This window comes from Rhodococcus sp. ACS1 (assembly GCF_002300155.1).
In the GTDB taxonomy this organism is placed as follows: domain Bacteria; phylum Actinomycetota; class Actinomycetes; order Mycobacteriales; family Mycobacteriaceae; genus Rhodococcus_F; species Rhodococcus_F koreensis.
The window spans coordinates 99,217-123,579 of the sequence record NZ_NSDZ01000012.1; the positions used below are offsets into that span (position 1 = coordinate 99,217).

Below are 24,363 nucleotides of genomic sequence, written 5' to 3' on the forward strand. Positions count from 1 at the left end.
CAGTCGCGACGCTATCGGTCCGCGACTGCACCGCCTTCCCGACGAAGATCGAGCAGGCGCATCACCCGCGTCGCGCTCACCCCGTGGACGAGGACGGAGAGGACGACCGTGAAGGCCACCGTCGACCACAACCATTTCTCGTTCTCCACGCCGGCCTCCGCGGCGGCGTAGGCGAGATAGTAGATAGACCCGATTCCGCGAACCCCGAAGAATGCGGTGACCCGGCGCTCGGGGCCGGACATCTCCTCGCAGCCCAGCAGCGAAAGCCATGCCACCACCGGCCGGATGACGAACACGAGGGCCGCCGCGACGAGAACCCCGCCCCACGTCAGTTCGGCCAGCAGTCCGGACGTGAGTGCCACGCCCAGCAGGAGCAGGACGGCGAGGGTGAGCACGTGTTCGAGTTGCTCGATCAGGCTGTGCATCTCGGCGTGATACTCGTGGGCCCGCTCCGTCCGACGGATGGCGACGGCGCAGGCGAAGACGGCGAGAAACCCGTATCCCCCGGCCAGTTCGGTGAGTCCGTAGACGGCGAAGGTGGCGGCGAGCGCGAAGATGGGTTCGCTGCGTTCGGCGAGGCGCATGTGTGCGATCGGGAAGCGGAAGACCGCGCGACCGAACAGGTCACCGGCAATCCACCCCAGGGCCGCGCCGATGACGACCTTGCCGATCAGCTCCCAGGCCACCCACTGCACGATCCACTGCTCGATCGGCCCCTTGCCGATCATGAACAGTGCCAGATACACGAACGGGAAGGCGAGAGCGTCGTTGAGCCCGGCCTCCGAGGTGAGCGCGAACCGGACCTCGTCGTCCTCCCGATGGGACTCGCCGCCCGACGTGGGACCTTCCACCTGCACGTCGGACGCCAGAACCGGGTCCGTGGGCGCGAGGACGGCCCCGAGCAGGATCGCGACGGCGGGGGTCAATGCCGCCACCCACCAGCCGAGCACCGCGACAGCGGCGATACCGAAGGGCATCGCGATCAGCAGCAGACGCCACGTCGAATTCCACGTCCGCCAGCCCAGTGGCCTGTCGATCGCCAGTCCCACACCCATCAAGGCGACGATGACGCAGGTTTCGCTCAGGTGTTCCGTCACAGCGGGATGCAGTGCCGGCGACAGGGTGTCGGTGCCCGACTTGCCGAGAAACAGGCCGGCCCCCGCTCCGACCGCCAGGACGATCAGCGGTGCCGAGACGGCACGGTCCTGGAACAGGCCTGGAACGGTGGCGGCCAGCAGAAGAGCCAGTCCTGCCGTCAGATACACGAGATCGGTGTTCAGCGCAGTCACCCCACCTCGCCGCGCAGCAGAGACGCCATCCGCGCGTCGAACGCCACGAACAGCACCCGCGGAATCCCGGAGTCCGAGTCCCGGACGGCGCCGACCGCCTGCCGGACGGCGTCGTCCGCGGGCCAGCCGTACACCCCGGACGAGATCAGCGGGAACGCGACGGACTGCGCGCCGAGGTCGGCGGCCACCGCCAGGCTCGCGGTGTACGCGCTGCGCAGGGTGGCCGACCGATCGTCCGAAGCGGAATAGACGGGGCCGACCGTGTGGATCACCCATCGGGCGGGCAACCGGCCCGCCGTCGTCGCGACCGCCTGTCCCGCCGGCAGTCCGTCCTGCAATGTGGTGGCCCGCAGTTGCCGGCATTCGGCGAGGATCTCGGGGCCACCGGCCCGGTGGATGGCGCCGTCCACGCCACCGCCGCCGAGCAGTCCGGAGTTGGCGGCGTTGACGATCGCGTCGACCTCGACCGTCGTGATGTCACCCTGCACTACCTCGATGGTGGTCATGTGCCCATTATCGCCGCGAGCCCACCGCGACCCGCACGATCAGTCCGGCGACCAGCGCCCAGAACGCGGACCCGATGCCGAGGATGCTCACCCCCGAGGCGGCGATCAGGAACGTGACGACGGCACCTTCCCGTTCGCGGACGTCGTCGAGGGCGGAGGCCAGAGCCCCGCCGAGGGTGCCGAGGAGGGCGAGTCCGGCGACGGCCTCCACGACGCCCTCGGGCGCCGCGGCGATGAGTGCGGCGACCGCGGCGGAACACACCGCGAGCACGAGGTACGCCCAGCCCGCCGTGAACGCCGCGACCCAGCGTTTCCGCGGGTCGGGATGCGCGGACGGCGCGGCGGCGAGGGCGGCGCTGATGGCGGCGAGGTTGATGGCGTGCCCACCCGCGGGGGCGCCGACGAGGGTTCCGACACCGGTCACCAGCATGGCCGGCCGCCACGGCACCCGGTAGCCGAAGGAATTCATGACGGCGGTGCCGGGAATGTTCTGGGACGCCATCGTCACGATGTACAGCGGGATCGCGATCCCGACCATCGCCTGCCACGTCCACGCCGGTGCCGTGACGTCGAGCCTCGGCAGGAGCGCGCTCGTGTCGAGGGTGTCGCTGCCGGAGACGAGACCGACCGCGATCACCACCGCGGCAGCCGCGAACGCGGCCGGGACCGCCCACCGCGGCGAATACCGCTGCAGAACCAGCCACACGAGGACGACGGGCGCAACGGCGAGCGGGGCGTCACGCAACGCCAGCACCGGCGCCAGGCACAGCGGCAGCAGTACTCCCGCGAGCATTGCCTGCGCCAGTGCCGGGGGGATGGCCGCGATGAGCCGTCCCAGCCGCGGCCACAGCCCGGTGAGGATCACCGCCGCCCCCACGACGGCGAACGCCCCGACCGCGGCGGGCCACCCGCCGCTCACCGTTCCCGCCCCGGCGAGCAGAGCCGCGCCCGGCGTCGACCACGCGAGGGTGATCGGCATGCGGTAGTGCCGCGACATCCACAGCATCCCCAGCGCCTGCGTCACACACAGCGCCAGCAGTCCCGACGCGGCCTGGGCGGAGTTCGCGCCCACCGCCGTCAGCCCGGTGAGTACGACCGCGAACGAACTGGTGAAGCCCACCAGAGCGGTGACGATTCCGGCGCTGATCGGCTGGGCGGCGGAATCCGGTGAACGCACATCACTGTCGGGCACAGACATAGGACGCGATTCTGCCCGACGCGTGGTGCAGACGATCCGTGGCATTAGGGTCGGGACGGTGAAACACGACGACGCCCCCGTGATGCCGACCGCCGCACACTTCCCCGCGCTGTGGCCGGTGCCGACCCGCTGGGCGGACAACGACCACTACGGGCACGTCAACAACGTCACGTACTACTCGTACTTCGACACGGCCGTCAACGGCTGGCTGATCGCGTCGACGGGCACCGACATCCGGGATCTGCCCGCCATCGGCGTGGTCGCCGAGACGTCCTGCAGGTACGTCAGCGAGCTGACGTTCCCGGACCGCCTGCAGGTGGGATTGTCCGTCGAGAAGCTGGGCACCCGGAGCATCGTGTATGCGCTCGCCATCTTCCGCGAGAACGGCGACGCACTCGACCTCGCGGCTCTCGGCCGCTTCGTTCATGTCTACGTGGACGCGAAGACCCGCAAGCCGGTTCCGATCCCTGACGAAATTCGCAGCGCCGTAACCGTTCTGGTGGTGCCGGACACGCCCTGAGGGTCCGGCACCACCGGGTGGTTCAGTGCAGGCCCTCGGCCTCGGCGGTGGCCACCGCCCGGGCGATGATCCCGTCGATCAGCGCGACCGTGGGCGCACCGGTCTCGGCCTTGTTCCGGGGGTCGTCGATCACGCGGCGCAGCACGCCTTCGGCGATGATCGCCAGCTTCCACAACGCCAGCACGTGCCAGTACCCGACATGAGTGACATCGCGTTTGGTGTGGTGGACATAGGCCTCCACGAGTTCGGCCCGGGTGGGGAATCCCTCGAGGGTGGAGGCGGGGAACGGTCCCGCGTCCTCGTCGCCTGCCTCGGGCCAGTAGGCCAGCAGCGCGCCCACGTCGGCGAGCGGGTCTCCCAGCGTGCACAGTTCCCAGTCGACCACCGCGACCACCTCGCCCTCCTCCGGCGAGGTGATGACGTTGCTCAGGTGAAAATCACCGTGCACCAACGACAGTTCGGCCTGCTCCGGCATGTTGCGCTCGAGGATCCCGGCCAGATCCTCGATGGCCGGGACCTCGCGGGTGCGGGACTTCTCCCACTGATCCGTCCAGCGCTTCAACTGCCTTGCCGCGTAAGGTTTGTGGCTGGCCAGGTCCTCCAGCCCTGCGTCCCGGAGATCGACCGCGTGGATCTTCGCGAGCGCCTTCGGCATCGCCAGCCCGACGGCACCCCGCTGCTCGGGTGTCAGCTTCTTCGCCACGCCGACACTGTCGATCACCACCCCCGCGACGTAACTCATCAGCACGAGCGGCGCGTCCGTGACCTCCGGATCTTCGGTGAGCCCGAGGATCTTCGGCACCGGAACGTCGGATCCCTGCAGAGAGGACAGAATCCGGTGTTCGCGGACCACGTCGTGCGCCGACGCGAGCAGATGTCCGAGCGGTGGTCGCCGCAGCACCCACCGTCCGCCACCCGCGTCGCTGACCGCGTACGTGAGATTCGACTGACCGTTCCCGATCCTCTCGAAGCTCAGCGGCGCGATCGCTCCCACACCGAGTCCGGCAATCCACGCAGAAACGGCATCTTCGTTCAGCCCCACAGCATTCACGCGCTCGATGCTAACCGCTCGGAAGCCCGATGCGGAGGGAACCGGTCCGCACCGCAGGTCGCGGCCCTAGGGTGGCAACAGTGAGGCCGAATCGGCCGGAACTGGAGGGACGGACGTGGAAGTTTTCCTCATCGTGTGTGGCGTGCTCCTCGCCGTGAGTGCCGTCGCCGTGAGCATTCCCAAGCTGAGACTGAAGGGAACCGCGTGGACGGGGTTGCAGGCCCGGGGCCTGAGCGGGCAGCAGGTGCGGCTGATCGGCGTGGCGGAACTCGCCGGCGGTATCGGCGTCCTCGTCGGCCTCTACTGGACTCCGCTGGGCGTGATCGCGACGGTGGCGCTGCTGATTCTCCTCTTGTGCGCTATCGCGTTTCACGCCAGACACGGCGATTACGGCAATCCCGATACCCGGGCCGTCGCGATGCCCGCGGTCTACCTCACAGTGCTCGCCGTCCTCGCCTCGATCGGGTTCGTGTTCGCGGGGTGATCCGGACGTTTCGGACAATTGCAGCGACAACCATGCGTCGGTGGCGTTTGCATTGGTCATTAGACGCAGCATGACACCCATCGCACCCCCGAAACTGGGCATTCTGCTCGACGTCGCCGGTGCCACTTGCGCACTTCGCGTTCCCGTGGATGCTGTGAAGTAGGACACACCCGTCCTACCGCAGTACCCGTCTCCGACGAACCCACAAGGTTCACGGACTCGACAACACGAGGTGACCCCGATGGTCGACAAGATTGCCTATCCGGTCCAGCTCATCCAGCCGGACGGCCGACGGGTCTTCAGACCCGACTACACGAGCCTCGTCCGCGACATCGGACCCGACCAACTGCGCGACCTGTACGAGGACCTCGTCGTCGCGCGTCGGATGGATGTCGAGGCGGTCGCTCTGCAACGCCAGGGTGAACTGGGACTCTGGGCCCCGCTGCTCGGTCAGGAAGCCGCCCAGGTCGGCTCCGCCCGCGCCCTCCGTCCCGACGACTACGCGTTCATCAGCTACCGCGAACATGCCGTCGCCTACTGCCGGGGCGTGGACCCGGGTGTGATGACCCGCATGTGGCGGGGATGCGCGCATTCCGCCTGGGATCCGAGTTCCGTGAACGTGACGAATCCGGCGATCGTCGTCGGCTCGCAGGGGCTGCACGCCACCGGGTACGCCATGGGCGCCCACCTCGACGGTGCGGAGATCGCGACGATCGCCTACTTCGGCGACGGCGCCACCAGTCAGGGCGACCTCGCGGAGGCCCTCGGCTTCTCGATGAGTTTCAACGCACCGGTCGTATTCTTCTGCCAGAACAACCAGTTCGCGATCAGCGAACCGGTCCACCTGCAGAGTCCCGTCCCCATCGCGCAGCGCGCCGCCGGTTACGGCATGCCCGCCCTCCGGGTGGACGGCAACGACGTTCTCGCGGTCCTGGCGGTCACCCGTCAGGCCACCCAACGCGCCCGCGAAGGCAGTGGACCGACGTTCATCGAGGCCATCACGTACCGGATGGGCCCCCACACCACGTCGGACGACCCCACCCGGTACCGGGCGGCGGCCGAGACGGAGATCTGGAAGGCCCGCGACCCCGTCGACCGGATGAGGCGACTCCTCGACCGGGAGGGACTGCTGGGCGACGACTTCCTCGCCCGGGTGCAGGCCACCGCCGACGCCGTTGCCGCGCGACTGCGCTCGGGGACCGTCGAGGCGCCCGACCCCGCGCCGCTCGATCTGTTCGACCACGTCTATTCCACCGACCACCCGCTCATCGACGAGGAACGCGAGCAGTACGCCGCGTACCTCGCAGGCTTCGCAGGCATCGAGGAGGCACTGTCATGACCACCACCACGCTGTCGCTCGGCGCCGCACTCAACGCCGGTCTGCGGCGCGCTCTCGAACACGACCGGAAGGTCGTGATCATGGGCGAGGACGTCGGACGCCTCGGCGGGGTCTTCCGCGTCACCGACACTCTGCAGAAGGACTTCGGCGACAACCGGGTCATCGACACCCCGCTCGCCGAATCGGGGATCGTCGGCGCCGCGTTCGGGATGGCGCTGCGCGGCTACCGGCCGGTCTGCGAGATCCAGTTCGACGGATTCGTCTACCCTGCGTTCGACCAGATCGTGTCGCAGGTCGCCAAGATTCACTACCGCACGCAGGGCCGGGTCACCGCGCCCCTGACGATCCGGATCCCGTACGGCGGCGGCATCGGCGCAGTCGAGCACCATTCGGAGTCGCCGGAGGCGTACTTCGTCCACACCGCCGGACTCCGCGTGGTCACCCCCAGCAACCCGGCGGACGCGTTCCACATGATTCAGCAGTCCGTCGCGGCGGACGATCCGGTGGTGTTCTTCGAACCGAAGCGGCGGTACTGGGACAAGGCCGAGTTCGACGTGGACGCCGAACCGGACCTGCCGCTGCATCGGGCCCGGGTGGCCCGGGCGGGCACGGATGCGACCATCGTCGCGTACGGCTCCGTCGTGCCGACGGCCCTGTCGGCCGCGTCGATCGCCGCCGACGAGGGGCACTCCCTCGAGGTGATCGACCTGCGCTCCCTCTCCCCGATCGACTTCGACACCGTCGAGGAATCGGTTCGCAAGACCGGGAGACTCGTCATCGCGCACGAGGCGTCGACGTTCCTCGGACTGGGTGCGGAGATCGCGGCCCGAATCTCCGAGCGGTGCTTCTACCAACTGGACGCTCCGGTCCTGCGGGTCGGCGGATTCGACGTCCCGTATCCCCCGTCGAAGCTGGAACGGCATCATCTGCCGGACGCCGACCGCCTGCTCGACGCCGTCGATCGCAGTCTCGCGGCCTGATCGCACTCACCGGAGGAGAGGAGTTGTCCGTTGGCACAGGAATTCCGCCTACCCGATCTCGGTGAGGGACTGACGGAGGCCGAACTGGTCTCCTGGGCCGTCGAGGTGGGCCAGACGATCGAACTCAATCAGGTGATCGGCGAAGTCGAGACGGCGAAGGCGCTCGTCGAGTTGCCCTCGCCGTACCCGGGTGTCGTGGAGGAACTGCTGGTCGCCCCGGGCGCGACGGTGCCGGTGGGGACACCGATCATCCGGATCGCGACGGATGCGGCCATCGAGGAGGCTCCCGTGCGCACACCCGTCCTGGTGGGGTACGGGCCCGAAGCCGCCGCCGAGAGCAAGCGCGCCCGGCGGCGATCCGTCAGCCCGGAGACTGCCCGCCCGGACCACAGGCGCCCCGACGCGTCGCCGGGCGCCCGGCTCGCGGCCCGTGAACGCGGGATCGACCTCGCGGTCGTCACGGGAACGGGACCGTCCGGCGCCGTCACCAGGAACGACGTGGAATCCCACGCCGCGCAATCCGTGCAGCCGGAGCCTTCGGAGCCGTCCGACTCGCTGCAGCGCGAGACCCGCACCCCGATCCGCGGTGTCCGCAAGCAGACGGCGGCGGCGATGGTCCGCAGCGCGTTCACGGCCCCGCACGTCACCGAATTCGTGACCGTCGACGTGACGCGCTCGGTGGAACTGCTCGAGCGTCTGCGGGCCCTCCCCGAATTCGAGGGACTGTCGGTGACACCGCTGAGCCTGGTCGCGAAGGCGATGATCGTCGCGTTGCGGGCGAACCCGAGCCTCAACGCCTCGTGGGACGAGGAGAACCAGGAGATCGTCACCAAGCACTACGTCAATCTCGGTATCGCCGCGGCCACACCCCGCGGTCTGGTGGTCCCCAACATCAAGGAGGCGCAGTCGCTGAGCCTGGTCGAATTGTGCCGCGCGATCACCGAACTGACCGCGACCGCACGCAGCGGCAAGGCCGATCCCGCGCAGTTGACCGGCGGCACGGTGTCGATCACCAACGTCGGGGTGTTCGGTGTCGACGCGGGCACACCCATCCTCAACCCCGGCGAGGCGGCCATCCTGTGCCTCGGCAGCGTCGGCAAGAGACCGTGGGTACACGAGGACGAACTCGCGGTCCGGTGGGTCACCACGTTGAGCGTGTCGTTCGATCACCGGGTGGTCGACGGCGAGGAGGGGTCGAGGTTCCTGTCCTCCGTCGCGGCCATGCTGCACGATCCCGCCTCACTGCTCGCGCGCCTCTGATCCTCGGTACGTTTGGCCGGTGAGCACTTCCCGAGCATCCCCGGTCGACAAGCGTGTGCCGGCGGCGGAGCCACTCCGCCGGGCCAGGGCGGGAACGTTCGGGATCTTCGGGATCAACGGGTTCCTGCTGGGCATGTGGGTCGTGCACATCCCGGCGATCGAGAACCGGACCGGCATCAGCCACTCCACGCTGGGTTCGCTGCTGCTCCTGCTGGCGGTCGGCGCGATCGGCGGCATGCAGGTCAGCGGCCCCCTGGCCGACCGGTTCGGCAGCAGGCGGATGGTGATCGTCGCCGGACTCGCGCTGTCGGTCGCCACCGTGGGTCCGGGGCTGGCGTCCACTGCCTGGCAACTCGGTCTCACCCTGCTCGTGTTCGGCTTCGCCAACGGCGCACTGGACGTGTCGATGAACTCCCAGGCCGTCGAAGTCGAGCAGCGATATCGACGGCCGATCATGTCGGCGTTCCATGCCCTGTTCTCCGTCGGCGGGGTGGCGGGGTCCCTGCTCGGCGCGGCGACGCTCGCCGCCGGATGGGCGCCCCTGACGGCGCTGCTGGTCGCCGGCGGCATAGGGGTCGTCACCGTCGCCGTGGGCTCCCCCCGGCTGATGGCGGACCGTCCCCGCTCACGGCACGACCCGGCACCCGCCGAGAAGGCACACGGCCGACTGTCCGCGCGGGTGCTCGCGCTCGGCGGCATCGCCTTCGTCCTCATGTTGTCGGAGGGTGTCGCGAACGACTGGAGCACCCTGCAGGTCAAGGAACACCTCGGAACGTCGGATTCCGTCGCCGCCCTCGCGTTCGGCGCCTTCTCGGTGATGATGACGGTGGGCCGGTTCACGGCAGACCGCGTGAGCGCCGCGCTCGGCCCCGTCGCCGTCGTCCGCTACGGCACCCTGATCGCCGCGCTCGGCATGCTGCTCGTCCTCCTCTCGGCGCTGCTCCCGCTCACGATCCTCGGCTGGGCACTGTTCGGCCTGGGACTGTCGGGCTGCGTCCCGCAGATCTTCACCGCCGCGGGCAACCTCGGCGCGGGTTCCGCGGGCACCAACATGTCCCGCGTGGTCGGGCTGGGATATGTCGGATTTCTCGCCGGACCGGCCACCATCGGCTGGATCACCCAGGTGGTTCCCCTGACCGTCGCGATGGTGGTGCCACTGGTTTGTGTGCTGGTGGCCGCCACGTTCGCGGGGGCGGTCCGGCGCACCTGAACCTCAGGCGACAGTGCGGTACCTGAGCATCATCTCGTGATCCTCGTGATCGAGGATGTGACAGTGCCACACGTAACCCTGCAGTGATCGCGGAACTCCACCGGGGCCGTGCCCGTCGGCGTCGTGTGCCCCGTGCCCGAACACGGCATCAGGATCGAAGCCCAGCGACTCCGCGGTCGGGAACCGAACGACGATCCTGGTGACAGAATTGGCGTTCGCCAGCACCGTGTCCTTGAATCCCCGCTCCCACGGTTCCGCGGGAAGGAGCGGCGAGATGGTGAACGCGTCGGCGGATGGCGTCCACCGGATTCCGAGCGGCGGCTGCGGGGCGGCGAACGCGAGACGCAGCGTCTCGATGACTTGACGCCCCAGCACCCGGAAGTTCGCGAGATGAAGATGCACGGGATGCGGATCGTTGGTCGCGTTGACGATGTTCCACTGCTCCACCGTCCCCTGGCGCGGCAACTCGATGTCCTCGGTCGAATACCGGAGGTTGTTCAGGGACATGATCGACGGCGGCAGGCGCACGTCGCTCGGCTGGCTGAGGGTGACGTCCCGGAAGACCTGAGGTCGTGGGATCGGCGGCAGCAACTCCGGCTGCCCGGGTCCCCCGCGCAACGTCGCAGGCGGCGCGCCGGAGTATCCGCGGGCCGTGCCCACCCGGAACCGGCAGAACCTCGGCATCGTGCGCTCGCCGATCAGCGCGGCCTGGAACGGCGGTGGCTCGTCGTTGCAGAGTTCCACCGTCGACCCCGGTTCCAGCGCGCCGAAATCGACGAGCAGGTCGACCCGCTCGGCCGGGCTCAACCGCACCCGCGTCACCGCGACCGGGGCGTCGAGCAACCCGTTGTCGCCGCCGATGACCCAGAACGGCATGCGGTTGCCGAAATACAGATTCCACACGCTCAGCGAACCCGCGTTGACCAGTCGCAATCGGTACAGGCCGCGGGCCACGTCGAGTTCCGGCCACACCTTGCCGTTCACGACCCCGACGTCGCCGACCGCGCCCCCTTCCCAACTCCCCTGCGGCACGGTGGGCGTCGAACGGATCCGCTGCCTGCCGTCGGCGGTGAACATCTTCTCCTGCAGCACGAGCGGCACCTCGAACTCCCCCGCAGGCAGACCCAGCGGGTTGTCGGCGTGTCCGGTGTCGAAGTCGTCCCGCAGCAGGTACAGCCCGACCAGGCCCGCGTAGATGTTGAGCCTCGTCACCCCCATGGCGTGGTCGTGGTACCAGAGTCCGGCCGCGTCCTGCCGGTTCGGAAGATGGTGCAGGTACTCCTCGCCCGGCCGGAACACCTGCTCCGGGTGCCCGTCGAACTGGGGCGGGTTCACCCCGCCGTGCAGATGCGTCGCTGTGGGCACCTGGGTGCGGTCCCGTTCGCTCAGCCCGTGCAGCGACGTGTCGAAGTCGACCGCGAACGGGTGGACGGTGACGGCGTTCCGGAACGCCATCATCGTCGGCTGATCGACGTGCGCCTCGATCGTCGCGCCGAGATAGTCCGCGCCGCTGTATGCCAACGCCGGCGAGGGCGCCAGGTCTGCGTGGAACGAATGCAGCGTGCTGCTCGCCTGCACGTCGACGCTCGTCCCGGACGTCGTCGGCAGGATCGGCAGCCGATCACGATACGGCTGGATCGGCGGCGACGAGAACATCAACGGTCGCAGCGGATCGATGTCGAAGGGGAACGCGCTCGCCGAACCGGCCGACACCGCGCCCAGCCCACCGCCCAGCGCCACCGCCCGCAGGAACGATCGGCGCGAGATCCGTTCACTCATATCGGTCACTTCGTGCGTGTCACGCGGAAAGACGATTCGAGATCGGTCGACGACGACGTTACTCCGACGGGTGCGGCACCCACCCGAGATCCGGACGCGCGCTCGTCGCACGACGACGACCGTTCACCGACCTCACAGCGGCCGCTCATGGATCACTCAGCGTCGGTTGGCACACTGTGTGTCGTGACCGAATCGACTAGCAGGCTTCGTCACAGTGTTCGTCGCCTCGCCTTCGCCGCGGCGGGTGTGGTGGCACTGTGCGCGCTGTACCTCATCCGCCCCGAATCGTCGGGTCTCGTCCTCCCGGAGGCACTCCGACCCGTCGCCGAACCCGTGATCCAGGCGATCGACGTCACGACGGTCCTCGCAGCGGCCGTCGTTCTCGCCATCGTCGCGGCGATGCGAAAACTCTCGTACGGCATGGGCGCGGTACTGCTGCTCTGTATCGGCGCGAATCTCACCAGCGCCGCCGTGCGGGCCTGGGAATCGGATGCGCCGTCCGTGCTGCTGCCGAGCGGGCACGTCGTCGCCGTCACCGCCCTGTACGGTTCGGCGCTGCTGGTGTCGGCGCCCCGGTTCCGGCCCGTCATCGCGGGCCTGGGTTTCGCCGTCGTCCTCGGTGTCGCGGGGGCCGCTGCGCTCGTCGAGTCCACCGGCATCTTCGGCCTCGCGGCCAGTCTGATCATCTTCGCGATCTGGTGGGCGCTGGCGTCCACCCTGATGCTGTACTCCCCCGTCGCGGCCGAGCGCGAAGAGCGCCGGCCCGACACCGCGGCCATCGCCTTCTCGCGGCACCGCGGCAGTCTCCGGCTGTAGGCGGCTTCGCCGCCCGTGCGCCTTTCTGGTAGCGCGAGCTACCAAAAAGGCGCACGGGCCCGGAGGGCCTAGAGGGCTTTGAGTTCCTCGGTGACCTCGGAAACCGACTTCTTCGCATCCCCGAAGAGCATCGAGGTGGTGTCCGCGAAGAACAGCGGGTTGTCGATGCCGGCGAAGCCGGAGTTCATCGACCGCTTCAGCACGATCACCGACTTCGACTGATCCACATTCAAAATGGGCATCCCGTGGATCGGGCTGGACGGATCATTGCGGGCGGCCGGGTTGGTGACATCGTTCGCGCCGATCACCAGGGTGACATCGGTCCGCGAGAACTCGTCGTTGATGTCGTCCATTTCCTTCATCGCGTCGTACTCGACGTCGGCCTCGGCCAGCAGCACGTTCATGTGCCCGGGCATCCGGCCCGCGACCGGGTGGATGGCGTACTTGACCTCCACCCCCTTCGACTCGAGCATCTTGGCCATGTCCTTGACCGCGTGCTGGGCCTGCGCCACCGCCAACCCGTAGCCGGGGACCACGATGACCTGGTTGGCGTATGCCATCTGGATCGCCGCGTCCGCCGCCGAGGTGGACTTCGCCGTTTTGACGGTGCCGTCCCCGACCGCCGCCGCGACGCCGCCGCCACCGAACCCACCGGCCACGATCGCCGGGATGGACCGGTTCATCGCCTTCGCCATCAGGTTCGTCAGGATCGAACCCGACGCACCGACGATCATGCCGGCCACGATCATCGCCTGATTGTTCAGCGCGAGACCGGCGGCCGCGGCGGACAGACCGGTGAGTGCGTTGAGCAGGGAGATGACGACGGGCATGTCGGCGCCGCCGATCGGCAGCACCACCATCAACCCCAACACCGCGGCCAGCACCAGGACACCGACGATCCACCACTGCGACGTCGGACCGGTCGGGTCGATGGCCTTGATCCCGATCGCCACCGCGAGGGCGACGGCCCCGATCAGCAGCACCGCATTGAGCGGTTGCTGCAGCTTGCCGATGCCGATCGGCCTTCCGGGGAGGGTTTCCTGCAGCTTGAGGAACGCGATCACCGAACCCCAGAAGGAGATCGACCCGATGATCGCCGCGAACAGTGAGGCGATGACGATGTGCACCGTCGGCGACTCACCGTGCGCGAAGGCGGTGAACCCGTCCGAGTCCAGGAACTCCGCATAGGCGATCAGCGCGACGGTGCCGCCACCGACACCGTTGAACAACGCCACCAGCTGCGGCATCGCGGTCATCTTCGTCTTGAGCGCCGGCGGCACACCCAACACCACACCGATCACCAGACCGGACACGATCAGCACCCAGTTGGAGGTGTCCCGGATCGCGATCAGGGTGGCGACCACGGCGACACCCATGCCGACCGCGGCGATCTGGTTACCGCGGACCGCGGTCTTCGGGCCGGTCAGACCCATCAGACCGTAGATGAACATCGCGAACGCCACGATGTAGAGCACGTTGACGAGGTACTCCATTACTTGTCCCCACCCTTCTCAGCAGCAACGGGCGCGGTGGGCTTGGACTTGAACATCGCGAGCATGCGGTCGGTGACCACGAAACCACCGACCACGTTGATCGTTCCGAAGACCAGGGCCACGAACAGGATCACCTGCAGCCCCCACGGCGGGTCCTCGACCTTGCCGAGCACCACCAGGGCGCCGAGCACGACGATGCCGTGGATGGCGTTCGTGCCCGACATCAGCGGGGTGTGCAACGTGTTCGGGACCTTGGAGATCACCGCGAACCCCACGAACCCGGACAACACCAGGATCGCGATGTTCGCCAACAATTCGGTATACATCTAGGACACACCCTCCTCACGGGTGACGCAGGACGCGGCCAGGACCTCGTCCGAGAAATCCGGGGCCAGCGCCCCGTCGACGAGCATCAGCTCGAGCAGCGCGGAGATGTTCTTCGAGTACAGCTCGGAGGCGTGCTCGGGCATGCTGGCGGGCAGGTTCAGCGGCGAGCAGATCGTCACCCCGTGCTTGACGACGGTCTGACCCGGTTCGGTGAGCTCGCAGTTGCCGCCGGTCTCGCCGGCCAGGTCGACCACCACCGAGCCGGGCTTCATGCCCTCCACCGCGGCGGCGGTCACCAGGCGCGGTGCCGGGCGGCCCGGGACCAGGGCGGTGGTGATGACCACGTCGAAGCCCTTGATCGCGTCCTCGAGCGCCTGCTGCTGCTGCGCCCGCTCCGCCTCGGTGAGCTCGCGGGCGTAGCCGCCCTCACCGGCGGCGTCGATCCCGAGATCGAGCCACTGGGCACCGACCGAGCGGACCTGGTCGGCGACCTCGGGGCGCACGTCGTAGCCGGTGGCCCGGCCGCCGAGCCGCTTCGCCGTGGCCAGCGCCTGCAGGCCGGCGACCCCGACCCCGAGGACCAGCACCGTGGCCGGCTTGACGGTGCCGGCGGCGGTGGTGAGCATCGGGAAGAACCGGGTCGACTCCGACGCCGCCAGCAGCACCGACTTGTACCCGGAGACGTTGGCCTGCGACGACAGCGCGTCCATCACCTGGGCGCGGGAGATCCGCGGGATCGCCTCGACGGCGAACGCCGCCACCCCGGCCGCCTTCAGCGCGGCGACCTGGTTGTCCTGGTTGCGGGGGGCGAGGAACCCGATCAGGGTCTGCCCGGCATGCAACCGGCCCACTTCCTCGTCCGACGGCGGCGCGACCTTCACGATCACGTCCGCCGACCACGGGTCGGCGATCTTCGCCCCCGCCCCGGTGTACAACTCGTCCGGGATCAGCGCGCCCAATCCGGCACCCGACTCGACCACCACGTCGACGCCCTTGGCGATCAACGACGCCACGATCTTCGGCACCAACGCCACCCGACGCTCACCGTCGTTCGACTCCCGAACGACACCGATCGTCGGGCGCGCGGTGGACGCGCTCTGCGATGTATCCATGTATCGACTTCCTGCGGTAGATGGTGTGTGTGCCGCGACGAGCGGCGATCAACCGATGACGAGCGGGAAAAAAATTCCCCCGATTCGACTGAGTTAGCTGATAGTAGCCAGAGAACGCGTGACGTAGGGAACAGAGAAGTCCGTGCGTACGCGTCTGAATCGAGTCCGAACAGTCGTTCTCACAGATCTTTCTGCTCGTTTGTGAACCCGATCACAGGGCGATTCGTCGTAGTCTGACGGTAGACAGCCGCAAGGAAGCGGAGGTTCGGCCATGAGCAAACCGAAGGAACGGAGCGCGGAGGACGTCACCGCGGATCCGCCGGTGATCGTCGAGCGGGTCTACGACCATCCGACCGAGGGCGATGGACTGCGACTGTTCGTGGACCGGCTGTGGCCGCGGGGGCTGCGCAAGGACGCGTTCCATTTCGACGACTGGGCCAAGGACCTGGCGCCGTCGACGGAGTTGCGTCACTGGTACTCGCACGACGTTGCCGCGTTCAGCGAGTTCCGCGAGCGGTACGTCCACGAGCTCGATTCACCGACCGGCCGGAAGGCGGTCGCACGGGTGCAGGAACTGGCGCAGGGGCGGCCGATCGTTCTGCTCACCGCGACGAAGGACGTCAGTCACAGTCATGCCGAGGTCCTCGCCGAATACATGCTGGATCGGTTGTGACGTTTCCCGGCGACGAGGCCGTGCCCATCACCGAACCGGACGGCGACGTCGGCGGCGATCCGGTCTGCTGGCTCGACCGCGTGTGCCCCGACTGCGGGTTGTTCCTCACCGACCGGACCGCGAGCACCTGCCCGCGCTGCGGTGCGGCACGGGACAGGTGACGGTCGGGGGTTCAGCCGGCGTTCAGGTACCGCGCGCGGAGTTTGTGCTTGACGAGTTTGCCGGTGGGGGTGCGCGGCAGGTCGTCGGAGAAGTCGATGCTGCGGGGAGCCTTGTAGTGACTGACCCGCTCCCGCACGTAGTCGAGTAGCTCGCGGGCGACGGCGTCCGACGGTTCCACCCCGTCGACGAGTTGCACGACGGCTTTGACTTGTTCGCCCATCTCCTCGTCGGGTACGCCGATCACCGCGACGTCGAACACCTTGGGATGCATGGTGAGAACGTTCTCCGACTCCTGCGGGTAGATGTTCACTCCGCCCGAGATGATCATGAACGCGGCCCGGTCCGTGAGGTAGAGGAAGCGGTCGGAGTCGATGTACCCGATGTCGCCGCTCGTCGTCCACGTCGGGTGGTCGGGGTGCGTCGCGGAGTCGGTCTTCGCGGGGTCGTTATGATACTCGAACGGTCGCTCCTCCCGTTCCCAGTAGACGGTTCCGATGTCGCCGACGGGGACGTCCGCGCCGGTGTCGTCGCAGATGTGGACGGTGCCCATGACCCCGTCGTGGCCCACCGACCCGGGCTTGGCGAGTGCCTGTGCGCTGTCGATGAACGTGGCACCGGCGCCCTCCGTGGAGGCGTAGTACTCGTGGACGACCGGACCCCACCAGTCGATCATCGACCGCTTCACGTCGGGCGGGCACGGCGCCGCCGCGTGGATCGCAACCTTCAGACTCGACACGTCGAACTTGTCGCGAACGTCCTTCGGCAGCTTGAGCATCCGGACGAACATCGTCGGAACCCACTGACTGTGGGTCACCCGGTACTCCTCGATGAGCCGCAGTGATTCCTCGGCGTCGAAACGGTCCATCAGCACGATCGTGCCGCCGACGGAGGTGATGGTGCCGCAGAAGCGCAGCGGCGCGGCGTGATACAGCGGTGCCGGGCACAGATAGACGGTGCCGGAATCGAATCCGTACATCGGGGCGAACACCGCGGTGTACGGGTCCGTCGTCGTGTCCACTTCCCCCTCGGGGAGTGCGGGTTTGATCCCCTTGGGCCTGCCGGTGGTGCCCGACGAGTACAGCATGTCCTGCCCGCGGGGCTGCGAATCGAGCGTTTCGGCCGACTGCGCCGCCACGGCGTCCTCGTAGCTGTCGAATCCGTCCAGCGCACCGCCGTACACGAGCCGGTGGCGGACGCGGGGCAGCTGATTCCGGTCGCGGGGCACAGCGCCGCCCGCGTCGGCGGACACGATGAGCACCTCGGCTCCGCAGTCGTCGACGACGTAACCGGCTTCCTCCGGGGTGAGGTGCCAGTTCACCACGGTGATGTACAGCCCGGATCGCAGCGCCGCCCAGTACACCTCGAGGACCCGGAGGTCGTTGCTCGACACGAGCGCCAGGTGGTCGCCGACCTTCAGGCCGAGCGAGCGCAGGTGCCGTGCGAGGCGGGTGGACCGCTCGTCCAACTCCCGGTAGGTCAGCCGCTCCCCCGTCGAGGGACGTATGACGGCGGGCTTGTCCGGGGTGGTCGCCACGAAGTTTCCAGGGAACATCCGCACTCCTTTTGTTAATGGAGATTCTCGCCCTCGGTCTACCACACCGAACCCTGGACGGGGAGGCCTTCGACGCTCTCACCGGCACATTCGCCCACCCGCGGCGAAAATGCTCGGCCTGTCGGGCGGAAGGTCCTAGAGTTGAGGCAAAAGGAGGCGTACGACCCGTGAATGCCCTACAGAAGGAATCGATCCTCGACGCGTTGTTCGAGGAATGGGACGTACTCGACGACGTGCTGTCCTCGTTGTCCGGCGACGCGTGGTTCACGCCCACCGCCCTGCCCGGGTGGACGGTGCACGACGTGACCGCGCATCTCATCGGCACGGAGTCGCTGCTCGCCGGAATCTCCGCGCCGCACACCACCATCGACGTCCGCGGCCTCGCCCACGTGCGCAACGAGATCGGTGCGTTCAACGAACAGTGGGTGGAGGGACTGCGGGGGTGCTCCGGCACCGAAATGCTCGAGCGTTTCCGGATGATCGTCGCCCGCAGGCGGTCGGAGCTGGGCGAGATGACCGACGAGATGTTCGCGGCCGAGACCACCACGCCGGTCGGGCCGGCGCCCTACCTCCGGTTCATGCGCATCCGCGTGTTCGACTGCTGGATGCACGAGCTCGACCTGCGGGACGCACTCGGGCTGCCCGGCGACGAGGGCGGCCTGCGCGGGGAGACGGCGTTCGCGGAGATCGCAGGCGCCGTCGCATTCCTCGTCGGCAAGCGCGGCAAGGCTCCGGACGGGTCGAGGATCACGCTCGAGCTGACGGGACCGCTCGCGCGGAACATCCACATCGCCGTCGACGGCAGGGCCGCGGTGGTCGACGAACTGCCGTCGGAGGCCACCACGACGGTGACTCTCGACTCCCGGCTGTTCACCCGGCTGGCAGGCGGCAGGACGACGGCCGCGGACCACCGCGACGAGATCGCGTTGCGCGGCGACACCGACGCGGGCAAGCGGATCGTCGACAACCTCGCGTTCACGATCTGACCGCGGTGCGCCTGTTCCTGTCCTCGTACCGGTTCGGCGCGGATCCCGCGCCGCTGATGTCGCTCGTCGGCCGTCCGGGGCGCGTCGGGGTGATCGCGGCTGCGGCGGATGCGTGGCCGCGGACGGCGCGGACGTCCGCGGTCGTGAGTGACGTGATGCCGCTGACGCGCCTGGGCTTCACCGCGGAGGAGGTGGATCTACGCGACTACATCGGCGACGACGGGCAGCCGCGTGCGGCCGCACTGAGGCAGCGGCTCGACGGGTTCGGCATGGTGTGGGTGCGCGGCGGGAACACGTTCGTGCTGCGCGCGCAGATGGCCCGGAGTGGGGCGGATCGGGTGATCCCGGAACTGTTGGCGAGTGATTCGCTCGTGTACGCCGGCTACAGCGCGGGGGCGTGCGTGATGACTCCGACGCTGCACGGTCTCGACTCCTCCGATGACCCGGCGGAGGTGGTCGCGACGTGTGGCGTGGAGCCGCGCTGGGACGGACTGGGGATGGTGGGCTTCGCGATCGTGCCGCATCACCCGCCTGCGGAGCTTCCAGGGGCCGAGAACGCGGTGCCCTTGGAGGACGTGGCCGCCGTTCGGCGCACGATCGACGCCCTGAGGCTCGCCGGCATCGAGTACCGCACCTTGACGGACGATCAGGCGATCGTCGTGAACGGAGATCGAACCGAACTCGTCTGACGACGGCGAGCCCTGCGGCGGGAAGGCCTTCAGCCGAAGACGGCGACCGGCACGGACGGCGTGAAGGGGGCGACGCGGTCGAGTGCGGCCCAGGTGACCTCGCAGCGCTTGGCGGTGACTTCGTCCGCGTCGGCGAGGAGCGTGTTCAGGAGGGTCTTCGGGTTCAGGCGCCATTCCTGGACCATCGACCGAACTTCCTCGTTGGTGAACAATCCCGAACCGGCGAGTGCGAAGATCCATTCGTCGAACTCGCCACGGTGGATCTGCTCGATGGAGTCGTAGTCGATACCACCATCGAGGAACTCGTACGAGAACATCGCGGAGATGTAGCTGCTGGGATCTCGGTGGAGTGCATTCATCGGTGCGGGTCCTTCCAGGGTCGGTGCGGCAAAACCCGGCCCCAACGGTGTTCTGGCTCACATTTCGTGAGAATCTCCGTTTGGGTGTAACGCCTCGCCGGTGTTTGACGATGCAAGACGCTAACCCGTAGAAGTGGGTTTTTGCATTGCCTGGTCGATACGATCCGGTAACAGAGTGGCGAATGTGACCTGTGTTACACCCGATTTGTCCGGGTCCGCCCGGTTCGCGGGACGCCTCTACCAGCATTTTCCCCTCCGGGCACGGTTGCATACCCCATCGGTGGACCCCCCGAAAAAATTCACCCCCCTGATCCCACATCGTGAGACTCCTACGCGTAAGTAACTAACAGATGGGCTATTGGGGGGTCGCTTCTGCACCGAACGTCCAGGTTGGAGCGATATCCGGGAAACACGGTCGGAATCGGTTCAGTTGGACGAATGACCAATTCGCGGACACTCGCCGTTCGCCGGGCTACCGTCGAGGTCCCCGACACCCGCATTCCAGGAGTCACGATGACGGTCACCGACGACGCACTCGCGGCGCTCACGAGCGCGCTCCCCCGGGGCTGCCTCGTCACCGATCCGGACGTCCTGGCGTCCTACCGCCAGGACTGGGCGCGCGATCCCGACGCCGTCCTCCCCCTCGCCGTCGCCCGCCCCGCGACCACCGAGGAAGTCCAGGTGGTGATGCGCTGGGCGACCGAGCACCGCGTCCCCGTGATCCCGCGCGGCGCCGGCTCCGGGCTCAGTGGCGGCGCCACCGCCGTGGCGGGCAGCGTGGTGGTCAGCACCGAGCGCATGCGCCGGATCGAGGTGGACCCGGTGACGCGGATCGCCGTCGTCGAACCGGGGCTGCTCAACGCCGAGGTCAAGGCCGCGGCCGCCGAACACGGCCTCTGGTACCCGCCCGATCCGTCGTCGTTCGAGATGTGCTCGATCGGCGGCAACGTCGCGACCAACGCGGGCGGGCTGTGCTGCGTCAAGTACGGCGTCACCACCGACTACGTCCTCGCGCTGCGGGTGGTTCTCGCGGACGGGACGGACGTGCGCCTCGGCGGCCCGCGGCTGAAGGACGTGGCCGGCCTGTCGCTGACCAAGCTGTTCGTCGGGAGCGAGGGAACACTCGGCATCGTCACGGAGGCGACGCTGCGGCTGATCCCGGCCCAGCCGCCTGCGAGCACCCTCGTCGCGTCGTTCGCCTCCGTGCAGGCGGCCGCCGACACCGTGCTGGCCATCACCCGCACGCTGCGACCGTCGATGCTCGAGTTCATGGACCGCGCCTCGATCGGCGCCGTCGAGGACGCATTGAAGATGGGCCTGGACCGGACGGCGGAGGCGATGCTCATCGCCCGGTCGGACGCCCCCGGTTCGATTGCGGCCGAAGAGATTTCCGTCATGGCCGACGCCTGCACGGCAAACGGCGCGACCGAGGTCTTCACCACCGACGACCCCGACGAGGGCGAAGCGTTCGCCGCGGCACGACGATTCGCGATCCCCGCGGTCGAGAGACTGGGCACCCTGCTCCTCGAGGACGTCGGGGTCCCGCTGCCGAAACTGCCTGCGCTGGTGGAGGGAATCGCGGCCATCTCCCGCGAACGTGACGTGATGGTCGCGGTGATCGCCCATGCCGGCGACGGAAACACGCACCCGCTCATCGTGTTCGACCCCGAGGATGCCGCGATGGCCGAGCGCGCCCACCTCGCTTTCGGCGAGATCATGGACCTCGCAATCGCTCTCGGCGGCACGATCACCGGCGAGCACGGTGTCGGCCGCTTGAAGAAGGCCTGGCTGCCCGACCAGTTGGGCCCGGACGTCATGGAATTGACGCAGCGGATCAAGACGGCACTCGACCCGCTGGGGATACTCAACCCCGGAGCGATCCTGTAGCTACCCAGGGCGGGTGCGATATCCAATGGTTACCCAAGGGACTGGTGTGACAGGTGAGGTATTGCTAGCGTGACCGGACCGAACTCGACTCGTCGCAGAGAGGTGCGCTCGTGACCAGACTCCGCCGTGTCGCCTCCCTGGCGATGCCCGCCTTACTCGCTTCCACCTGCACGTTTTTCGTGATGGCGCCCCCTGTTGCGGCGGCGGCGCCGTGCCTCGGCGGAACCGGCAGCCTCGGATCGAGCGGCTCGGGCCAGGGCATCAATCCCATCCCCTGGCTCAACGGCAGTGACGGCCGCCTTCCCGAGCTGCGTGGCAAAACTCAGGCAATCGCGCACATCACCGGGCCTCGCAGCCCCAACGACACGATCGGCAGGTTCCGGGTACTCGGCACCGACCTCGGCATCATGTGGGACAACGGCGGAGGCGAGATCCTCACGGCGTTCGGTGACACCGTCGGGCTGAGCGACAACCCGCTGTGCGGTCTGGTCGGCGACTGGCGCAGCAACATCCTGCTGCGCAGCTCCGACAAGGACCTCACCGACGGGATGGGCATCGACAATTCCCCGGTCGATCTGCCGAACCATTCCAAGGAGATCATCCAGAGCCAGAAGATCCCGGGCGTGGAGCAGACCGTCATCCCCACCACCGGCATCTCGGTCGGCGAGGGCCCGGCCGCGACGCAGTACATCAATTACATGTCGGTGCGCAGCTGGGGCGCCCCGGGCGAGTGGGACACCAACGCGTCCGGCATCGCGTACTCCGTGGACAACGGCGAGAACTGGGTCACCGATCCCCTGACGCTGCGGCCCAACGTGCCGGGCACGGGCGCCGAGAACTTCCAGATGGGCTCGTACGTCAAGCACGACGGATTCGTCTACGCATTCGGCACCCCCTCGGGGCGTTCCGGCGACGCCCGGTTGTCGCGGGTGAAGGAGGCGGACATCCGGAACCTCACGCTGTACGAGTACTGGGACGGCAGGGCGTGGGTGAAGGCCAACGCCACCGTCGCCACACCGGTGATCGCCGGACCGGTCAGCGAGTTGTCCGTGCAGTTCAACGAATACCTCGGTCAGTTCGTGGCGATGTACACCGATGCCGGCAACTCGGTGGTGATGCGCCGTTCCGACCACCTCGAATCCGGCTGGAGCGAACCCGAAGTGCTCGTGAGCAGCCGGGACGTGCCCGAGCTGTACGGCGCGTACATGCACCCGTGGTCGAAGGGATCCGACCTGTATTTCCTGGCCACCACCTGGTCGGACTACAACGTCATGCTGCTGCGCACCAACCTCGCGGACTGACGTAATCTGCGAGTGACAGCGTGCGCGGGACAGCGCGCACGCCACACGAGCAGAGGAGCGATCTGTGGCGGCCACGGTGGAACACGACGTGTCGGAATCCCGGTTCGAGATCTACCTCGACGGCCAGCTGGCCGGATACGCCTATTACTTCGAGCGGAACGGCGCCCGCGACTTCCACCACACCGTGACGTATCCGCAGTTCCGCGGGCAGGGTCTGGCGGCGGTGGTGGTGAAGGCCGCCCTCGACGACACGAAGTCCAGTGGGCTCGCCGTGATCCCGTCGTGCTCGTACGTGGAGAAGTACATCGCCGAGAATCCGAGCTATGCGGAGCTCGTCTGATCCGCTCCGCCCGGCCGTCCGCGCGACGTGTCTTCTCGCGGCGACGGTCGTGCTGGCCGGTTGCGGTTCCGGCGGCGGTTCGGACACCGATCCGGCATCCGCGCCGACCACCTCGGTGGCCGTGCAGCCCGGCCCGTTCGTGGGTGAATGCGGCTCGCTGACCGACGCCGAAGTGTACGAGCGGGCGCGGATCGCGGGGCTCACCCCGGTGTCGCGGAACGGCATCAAGTGCCGGTGGGAAGCGGACGGCGGCGAACGGTACGTGATGTTCACCTGGTACCGCGGCAGCCCCATCGACCGGGAGCGGTCGGTGGCCAAGGGCATCGGTCACGAGGTCCACGACCTCGAGATCGCCGGGCATCGCGGGTTTTCGTCGCAGAACGTCGGGTTCTGCGAGGTCGCGCTCGGCACCGGTTCCGACTTCGTGCACTGGCTGGTCCGCTACGGAACGGGCAGTGCACCCTCCGATCCGTGCGAGGCACCGACCGCGCTCGGCCGGCTGACGCTGGAGAAGGCCAAATGACCGGCCGCCGGCGACTCGCCGCGGCGGTCGCGTCGGCGATGGCGCTGGCCGGCTGCGGCACGTCCGTCACGGGCACTCCCCTGCCCGAGGGTGCCGCCTCCTCCGACGACGGCTCGCCGCAGTTCGACAAGCTCCTGCGCGAATGCGACGCCGTCCCCAACGACAAGATCGTGGAGACACTGCACGGCGCAGGCATCGACCAGTACTTCTACGGTGCAGTGTGCATGTGGACGGTGTCGTCCGCCGCCGGATCGATCGACGTCACGTTCGGCTGGTTCGAGAACAACTCGTTGCAGCGGGAGCGGGCGGTGGCGGACCAGCTGGGCTATCAGGTGGAGACCACGACGATCGCGGGCACGTCGGCGTTCAGCGCCCGGCGGCCGGGTGATTCGGCGACGTGTGGGATCACCGCCGCCTACTCCGGTGTCATCACGTGGTGGGTGCAGCAACGGTCCGGGACGGGCGACCCGTGCGACGGTGCGCGCACGCTCGCCGAGTTGACTCTGCAACGCAACCAGTAGCGGCCG

The 24,363-nt window shown here is 68.2% G+C and carries 26 protein-coding genes; 16 read left to right on the top strand and 10 right to left on the bottom strand.

Translation table 11 applies throughout. From position 1 onward, the window contains the following. Positions 1-11: 11 nt before the first annotated feature. Genes CJ179_RS45000 through CJ179_RS45010 form a run of 3 tightly spaced genes read right to left on the bottom strand, consistent with a single transcriptional unit; the run spans position 12 to position 2,993 of the window. The gene (locus CJ179_RS45000) at positions 12-1,289 is read right to left on the bottom strand and encodes a sodium:proton antiporter (protein WP_095865752.1); all 1,278 of its coding nucleotides are present in this window, start codon (positions 1,287-1,289) and stop codon (positions 12-14) included. Next, complete coding sequence (locus tag CJ179_RS45005; RefSeq protein WP_095865753.1) at positions 1,286-1,795, bottom strand: O-acetyl-ADP-ribose deacetylase; 510 nt, start codon at positions 1,793-1,795, stop codon at positions 1,286-1,288. The genes CJ179_RS45000 and CJ179_RS45005 overlap by 4 nt, the downstream gene beginning before the upstream one ends. A gap of 7 nt (positions 1,796-1,802) precedes the next feature. Next, complete coding sequence (locus tag CJ179_RS45010) at positions 1,803-2,993, bottom strand: benzoate/H(+) symporter BenE family transporter (RefSeq protein WP_095865754.1); 1,191 nt, start codon at positions 2,991-2,993, stop codon at positions 1,803-1,805. A gap of 82 nt (positions 2,994-3,075) precedes the next feature. Here CJ179_RS45010 and CJ179_RS45015 point away from each other — a divergent pair, with 82 nt between their 5' ends. After that, positions 3,076-3,513, top strand: a complete 438-nt coding sequence (locus tag CJ179_RS45015; protein WP_072946165.1) for a thioesterase family protein — start codon at positions 3,076-3,078, stop codon at positions 3,511-3,513. A 22-nt stretch (positions 3,514-3,535) separates the two neighbouring features. Here CJ179_RS45015 and CJ179_RS45020 read toward each other — a convergent pair whose 3' ends face one another. After that, complete coding sequence (locus tag CJ179_RS45020) at positions 3,536-4,564, bottom strand: phosphotransferase family protein (RefSeq protein ID WP_072945972.1); 1,029 nt, start codon at positions 4,562-4,564, stop codon at positions 3,536-3,538. A gap of 115 nt (positions 4,565-4,679) precedes the next feature. Between CJ179_RS45020 and CJ179_RS45025 the strand changes: the two genes are divergently transcribed. From CJ179_RS45025 to CJ179_RS45045, 5 genes are all read left to right on the top strand, one after another. Next, entirely contained in the window at positions 4,680-5,048 is a 369-nt protein-coding gene (locus CJ179_RS45025; protein ID WP_072945969.1) for a DoxX family protein, read from the top strand. 241 nt (positions 5,049-5,289) lie between these two features. Further along, entirely contained in the window at positions 5,290-6,387 is a 1,098-nt protein-coding gene (gene pdhA, locus CJ179_RS45030; protein WP_095865913.1) for a pyruvate dehydrogenase (acetyl-transferring) E1 component subunit alpha, read from the top strand. Next, positions 6,384-7,367 (top strand): alpha-ketoacid dehydrogenase subunit beta, encoded by a 984-nt coding sequence (locus tag CJ179_RS45035; protein WP_095865755.1) that lies wholly within the window; start codon positions 6,384-6,386, stop codon positions 7,365-7,367. Before pdhA ends, CJ179_RS45035 begins: the two co-directional genes overlap by 4 nt. Positions 7,368-7,397: 30 nt before the next feature. After that, the gene (locus CJ179_RS45040; protein ID WP_095865756.1) at positions 7,398-8,627 is read left to right on the top strand and encodes a dihydrolipoamide acetyltransferase family protein; all 1,230 of its coding nucleotides are present in this window, start codon (positions 7,398-7,400) and stop codon (positions 8,625-8,627) included. Between the two features lie 19 nt (positions 8,628-8,646). Beyond that, entirely contained in the window at positions 8,647-9,837 is a 1,191-nt protein-coding gene (locus tag CJ179_RS45045; protein WP_095865757.1) for an MFS transporter, read from the top strand. Between the two features lie 3 nt (positions 9,838-9,840). Here the strand turns inward: CJ179_RS45045 and CJ179_RS45050 are convergent, their stop codons facing one another. Next, entirely contained in the window at positions 9,841-11,616 is a 1,776-nt protein-coding gene (locus CJ179_RS45050; RefSeq protein ID WP_095865758.1) for a multicopper oxidase family protein, read from the bottom strand. 183 nt (positions 11,617-11,799) lie between these two features. Here CJ179_RS45050 and CJ179_RS45055 point away from each other — a divergent pair, with 183 nt between their 5' ends. Continuing rightward, entirely contained in the window at positions 11,800-12,432 is a 633-nt protein-coding gene (locus CJ179_RS45055) for a hypothetical protein (RefSeq protein ID WP_095865759.1), read from the top strand. A gap of 68 nt (positions 12,433-12,500) precedes the next feature. Here CJ179_RS45055 and CJ179_RS45060 read toward each other — a convergent pair whose 3' ends face one another. From CJ179_RS45060 to CJ179_RS45070, 3 genes are read right to left on the bottom strand one after another with little or no spacing between them, the layout of a single operon-like run. After that, a complete protein-coding gene (locus CJ179_RS45060) occupies positions 12,501-13,925 on the bottom strand; it encodes an NAD(P)(+) transhydrogenase (Re/Si-specific) subunit beta (RefSeq protein ID WP_095865760.1) in 1,425 nt (474 codons plus the stop codon). Further along, positions 13,925-14,251, bottom strand: coding sequence for an NAD(P) transhydrogenase subunit alpha (locus CJ179_RS45065; protein ID WP_072945952.1), 327 nt, complete (start codon positions 14,249-14,251; stop codon positions 13,925-13,927). The genes CJ179_RS45060 and CJ179_RS45065 overlap by 1 nt, the downstream gene beginning before the upstream one ends. Continuing rightward, a complete protein-coding gene (locus tag CJ179_RS45070; RefSeq protein ID WP_095865761.1) occupies positions 14,252-15,364 on the bottom strand; it encodes a Re/Si-specific NAD(P)(+) transhydrogenase subunit alpha in 1,113 nt (370 codons plus the stop codon). A 271-nt stretch (positions 15,365-15,635) separates the two neighbouring features. On the opposite strand from CJ179_RS45070, the gene CJ179_RS45075 reads away from it, so the two are divergent. Both CJ179_RS45075 and CJ179_RS51875 read left to right on the top strand, forming a co-directional pair. Then, positions 15,636-16,037 carry a DUF488 domain-containing protein gene (locus CJ179_RS45075; RefSeq protein WP_072945947.1) on the top strand — a complete coding sequence of 134 codons (402 nt, stop codon included), beginning with the start codon at positions 15,636-15,638 and terminating at the stop codon, positions 16,035-16,037. Then, positions 16,034-16,198 carry a hypothetical protein gene (locus CJ179_RS51875; protein WP_167372210.1) on the top strand — a complete coding sequence of 55 codons (165 nt, stop codon included), beginning with the start codon at positions 16,034-16,036 and terminating at the stop codon, positions 16,196-16,198. The genes CJ179_RS45075 and CJ179_RS51875 overlap by 4 nt, the downstream gene beginning before the upstream one ends. Positions 16,199-16,209: 11 nt before the next feature. Here CJ179_RS51875 and CJ179_RS45080 read toward each other — a convergent pair whose 3' ends face one another. Further along, entirely contained in the window at positions 16,210-17,751 is a 1,542-nt protein-coding gene (locus CJ179_RS45080) for an AMP-binding protein (protein ID WP_095865762.1), read from the bottom strand. A gap of 167 nt (positions 17,752-17,918) precedes the next feature. Here CJ179_RS45080 and CJ179_RS45085 point away from each other — a divergent pair, with 167 nt between their 5' ends. Together CJ179_RS45085 and CJ179_RS45090 are read left to right on the top strand one after the other, a co-directional pair. After that, positions 17,919-18,737, top strand: coding sequence for a maleylpyruvate isomerase family mycothiol-dependent enzyme (locus tag CJ179_RS45085; RefSeq protein ID WP_095865763.1), 819 nt, complete (start codon positions 17,919-17,921; stop codon positions 18,735-18,737). Positions 18,738-18,742: 5 nt separating this feature from the next. Beyond that, positions 18,743-19,426: a Type 1 glutamine amidotransferase-like domain-containing protein gene (locus tag CJ179_RS45090; RefSeq protein WP_072945940.1), complete on the top strand. Its 684-nt coding sequence runs from the start codon at positions 18,743-18,745 to the stop codon at positions 19,424-19,426. A 29-nt stretch (positions 19,427-19,455) separates the two neighbouring features. On the opposite strand, the gene CJ179_RS45095 is transcribed toward CJ179_RS45090, so the two are convergent. Then, positions 19,456-19,785: a hypothetical protein gene (locus CJ179_RS45095; protein ID WP_011594545.1), complete on the bottom strand. Its 330-nt coding sequence runs from the start codon at positions 19,783-19,785 to the stop codon at positions 19,456-19,458. A gap of 513 nt (positions 19,786-20,298) precedes the next feature. Here CJ179_RS45095 and CJ179_RS45100 point away from each other — a divergent pair. From CJ179_RS45100 to CJ179_RS45120, 5 genes are all read left to right on the top strand, one after another. Then, positions 20,299-21,672: an FAD-binding oxidoreductase gene (locus CJ179_RS45100; protein WP_072946160.1), complete on the top strand. Its 1,374-nt coding sequence runs from the start codon at positions 20,299-20,301 to the stop codon at positions 21,670-21,672. A gap of 110 nt (positions 21,673-21,782) precedes the next feature. Further along, complete coding sequence (locus tag CJ179_RS45105) at positions 21,783-22,973, top strand: DUF4185 domain-containing protein (RefSeq protein ID WP_095865764.1); 1,191 nt, start codon at positions 21,783-21,785, stop codon at positions 22,971-22,973. A 64-nt stretch (positions 22,974-23,037) separates the two neighbouring features. Beyond that, on the top strand, positions 23,038-23,313 hold the full coding sequence (locus tag CJ179_RS45110; RefSeq protein ID WP_095865765.1) for a GNAT family N-acetyltransferase: 276 nt from the start codon (positions 23,038-23,040) through the stop codon (positions 23,311-23,313). Then, positions 23,297-23,836 (top strand): DUF3558 domain-containing protein, encoded by a 540-nt coding sequence (locus CJ179_RS45115; RefSeq protein ID WP_072945934.1) that lies wholly within the window; start codon positions 23,297-23,299, stop codon positions 23,834-23,836. The genes CJ179_RS45110 and CJ179_RS45115 overlap by 17 nt, the downstream gene beginning before the upstream one ends. Continuing rightward, positions 23,833-24,357, top strand: a complete 525-nt coding sequence (locus CJ179_RS45120; protein ID WP_095865766.1) for a DUF3558 domain-containing protein — start codon at positions 23,833-23,835, stop codon at positions 24,355-24,357. Before CJ179_RS45115 ends, CJ179_RS45120 begins: the two co-directional genes overlap by 4 nt. Positions 24,358-24,363 lie beyond the last annotated feature (6 nt).

Excerpts from the sequence above, each read along its gene's own strand:
- CJ179_RS45005 (WP_095865753.1), bottom strand. The coding sequence starts at position 1,795 with ATGACCACCATCGAGGTAGTGCAGGGTGACATCACGACGGTCGAGGTC.
- CJ179_RS45010 (WP_095865754.1), bottom strand. The coding sequence starts at position 2,993 with ATGTCTGTGCCCGACAGTGATGTGCGTTCACCGGATTCCGCCGCCCAG.
- CJ179_RS45015 (WP_072946165.1), top strand. The coding sequence starts at position 3,076 with ATGCCGACCGCCGCACACTTCCCCGCGCTGTGGCCGGTGCCGACCCGC.
- pdhA (WP_095865913.1), top strand. The coding sequence starts at position 5,290 with ATGGTCGACAAGATTGCCTATCCGGTCCAGCTCATCCAGCCGGACGGC.
- CJ179_RS45035 (WP_095865755.1), top strand. The coding sequence starts at position 6,384 with ATGACCACCACCACGCTGTCGCTCGGCGCCGCACTCAACGCCGGTCTG.
- CJ179_RS45050 (WP_095865758.1), bottom strand. The coding sequence starts at position 11,616 with ATGAGTGAACGGATCTCGCGCCGATCGTTCCTGCGGGCGGTGGCGCTG.
- CJ179_RS45060 (WP_095865760.1), bottom strand. The coding sequence starts at position 13,925 with ATGGAGTACCTCGTCAACGTGCTCTACATCGTGGCGTTCGCGATGTTC.
- CJ179_RS45065 (WP_072945952.1), bottom strand. The coding sequence starts at position 14,251 with ATGTATACCGAATTGTTGGCGAACATCGCGATCCTGGTGTTGTCCGGG.
- CJ179_RS45070 (WP_095865761.1), bottom strand. The coding sequence starts at position 15,364 with ATGGATACATCGCAGAGCGCGTCCACCGCGCGCCCGACGATCGGTGTC.
- CJ179_RS45075 (WP_072945947.1), top strand. The coding sequence starts at position 15,636 with ATGAGCAAACCGAAGGAACGGAGCGCGGAGGACGTCACCGCGGATCCG.
- CJ179_RS45080 (WP_095865762.1), bottom strand. The coding sequence starts at position 17,751 with ATGTTCCCTGGAAACTTCGTGGCGACCACCCCGGACAAGCCCGCCGTC.
- CJ179_RS45095 (WP_011594545.1), bottom strand. The coding sequence starts at position 19,785 with ATGAATGCACTCCACCGAGATCCCAGCAGCTACATCTCCGCGATGTTC.
- CJ179_RS45100 (WP_072946160.1), top strand. The coding sequence starts at position 20,299 with ATGACGGTCACCGACGACGCACTCGCGGCGCTCACGAGCGCGCTCCCC.
- CJ179_RS45115 (WP_072945934.1), top strand. The coding sequence starts at position 23,297 with ATGCGGAGCTCGTCTGATCCGCTCCGCCCGGCCGTCCGCGCGACGTGT.
- CJ179_RS45120 (WP_095865766.1), top strand. The coding sequence starts at position 23,833 with ATGACCGGCCGCCGGCGACTCGCCGCGGCGGTCGCGTCGGCGATGGCG.